The 2353-nt window shown below is 74.5% G+C and carries 2 protein-coding genes; one reads left to right on the top strand and one right to left on the bottom strand.

Annotation, left to right across the window (positions count from 1 at the left end; translation table 11 throughout):
• Positions 1–121: 121 nt before the first annotated feature.
• Positions 122–1411, bottom strand: coding sequence for a helix-turn-helix domain-containing protein (locus ABZ281_RS46255; protein WP_356664499.1), 1290 nt, complete (start codon positions 1409–1411; stop codon positions 122–124).
• Between the two features lie 96 nt (positions 1412–1507).
• Here ABZ281_RS46255 and ABZ281_RS46250 point away from each other — a divergent pair.
• Positions 1508–2353, top strand: an 846-nt coding sequence (locus ABZ281_RS46250; RefSeq protein ID WP_356664497.1) for a DUF6350 family protein, incomplete at its 3' end; no start/stop codon positions are given.

Below are 2353 nucleotides of genomic sequence, written 5' to 3'. Positions count from 1 at the left end.
GCTGGTCTCTTCCTCGATTTGGCTTTCCGGTCGTGCTCCGTGCTGGCGCTTGTGGTCTTGTGCCTGTCCCCGCGTGGCTGCGGGCGGCGGCCCACCGCCGTATCCGCGCTTCCGCAGCAGGTCACCACGGCTGTGGAAACAGCCGCTCCGGTCCCTTCTGCTCCTCCTTGCGCAGCTTCGCGCGAAGTTTCTGCTCCGACTCCGACAGCGGTCCGGGCGCGACGGGTGGCGGTACGCCCCGAACCGTCTCTCCCGCCGGTACCGGTGGCTCGTAGTGGGTGGGGGCCGTGCGGACGGTGAGGGCCGTGGTGCCGATCAGGGCCACCGTGAAGGCGATGGCGGCCCGGGTCCAGAACCGGGCCCTGCGTTCCCCGCCCTTGCGCACGGCCGGCGGTTTGGCGGCCCGCAGCCGCTCGGTGGAGGCCAGCTCGACCAGCCGCCAGTGCAGTGTTTCGGGGTCCGCCAGCTCCGGCAGCCGCTCGGCGACCGCCTCGCGCGCGTGCGCCAGCCGGTTGACGGCCGCGCGGGTGCTCGCCTCCGTCTCCGCCGCCGTCTCCGGCAGGCCGAGCCCGACGCCGTCGTAGAGCACCAGGGTGCGGCGGTAGGACGGCGGGAGCTTCAGCAGGGTGTCCATCAGCGCCCGGTCGAAGGCGTCGGGCGGCGGCTCGGGGTGTCGGTGGCGCGGCCGGAGCCGGTGCCACGGGGAGAGCGCGCACTCGTACGCCATCACCCGCACCCAGCCCGCCGGGTCGCGGTCGCGGGCCACCTCGGGCCAGCGCTGCCAGGCGATCTGGAAGGCCCGTTCCACCGACTCCCGGGCCAGTTCACGGCGGCCGGTCAGCAGATAGGTCTGCCGGACGAGCGCGGGGACGCAGAAGGCGTACAGCGCGTCGAAGGCCTGATCGGGGGTCAGCGCGGTGATGGCGTCGTCCGGCCGGCGCGAGGGAGTCGTACGCCGGCGCTCGGTGAGGATGACGTGGTGTCCGTGCGGGAGGGGGGTGCGGCCGTGGTCCGGGACGGGGGAGCGGCCGTGGTCCGAGACGGTGACGGGCCCGCGCCCCCGGTCCTTCGCGGCCGGCGGTCGTTTCCGGTCGCCGGCGGCGGCCTCGCGCCGGGCCAGGGCGGTTCGCCGGGAGGCAGCGGCCCGGGGTGCCGGCTCGGGCGGGTCGGCATCGACGGCGCTGTCCTGAGAAGGCGTCATCTCCGCCTTGTCGCCCAGCGAGTTGAGCAGCCTCGCGTACTTCTCCCCTTTGCGACCGCGCGGTGTGGCGCGGCCGGTCTCCCATCCGCGCACCGTCTCACCGGTGACGCCCACCCGGGAGGCCAGCTGAGCCCGCGTCAGCGAGGCGGCCTCGCGCAGGCGTCGGCGTTCCTTGGGCGATGGGAGCGGGAGGGCAGGGCTCTGCGTCACAGGTCGCCCCTCCGTCCGAAAAAGTACATAAACGCATTTTGAGCGACACAGCGAGGGTTCGCCTGTTGCGCCGGTAAAGCGTGTGTCGTTGGGAGCATGGCGGGCGTGAACGAGATGACCGCTCGCCGACGTTCGCCGTCACCCCTGCTCACCCGGATGCGTGACCACTCGCCCGGACTGGTCGGAGGCCTCATGGGCGGCGCGCTCGCGGCGGGCCTCGGGCTCGCGTCGTTCGCCGTGCTCGTGATGCTGTTGTGGATCAGCTCGCCGTACCCGGACAGCGGGCCCGGCGGCGCCATGCATGTGGCGGCGGCACTGTGGCTGCTGGCGCACGGTGCCGAGCTGGTCCGCACCGACACGCTCTCCGGCGTCCCCGCCCCCCTCGGCCTCCCGCCCCTGCTGCTGCTCGCCCTGCCGGTGTGGCTGCTGCACCGGGCGGGACGGGACGCCATGGACGGCCGGGGAGGAGATGAGGACGACGACTACGACTACGAGGAGGACCTCGGCGTCGCGGTGAGCCCGGCCCTGGTCTCCCCCCGCACCGCGTGGACGGGCGTCGTCCTCGGCTACCTCGCCGTCGCCGCACCCACCGCCCTCTACGCCGCCGGCGGGGTGCTGCGGCCGTCGTGGGTGTGGACCGGGGTGTGCGTCCCGCTGGTCGCCGTCGCGGCGGCGGGGGCGGGCGTGTGGTCGGCGTACGGCCGTCCGGGCCGACCGCTGCGGCGGTTGCTGGGCGTGCTGCCGGCGGGAGTACGCCCGCTGGTGCTCGGCCCGGACGGGCGCCCCGGCGTGGCCGCCCGGGCCTCGGCGGCCGGGGTGGCGGTGCTCCTCGGGGGTGGTGCGCTGCTGGTGGTGGTGTCGCTGGTGGGGCATGGCACGGCGACCCAGGCGTCGCTGCTCCGGCTGACCGTAGGAGCTCGCGCAACTGGAGTCGGACACGGT

It is taken from the genome of Streptomyces sp. NPDC006265, from assembly GCF_040613555.1.
Lineage (GTDB): Bacteria > Actinomycetota > Actinomycetes > Streptomycetales > Streptomycetaceae > Streptomyces.
Note: the sequence above shows the minus strand (reverse complement) of the source record. Positions and strands in the feature narration are given on the sequence as shown.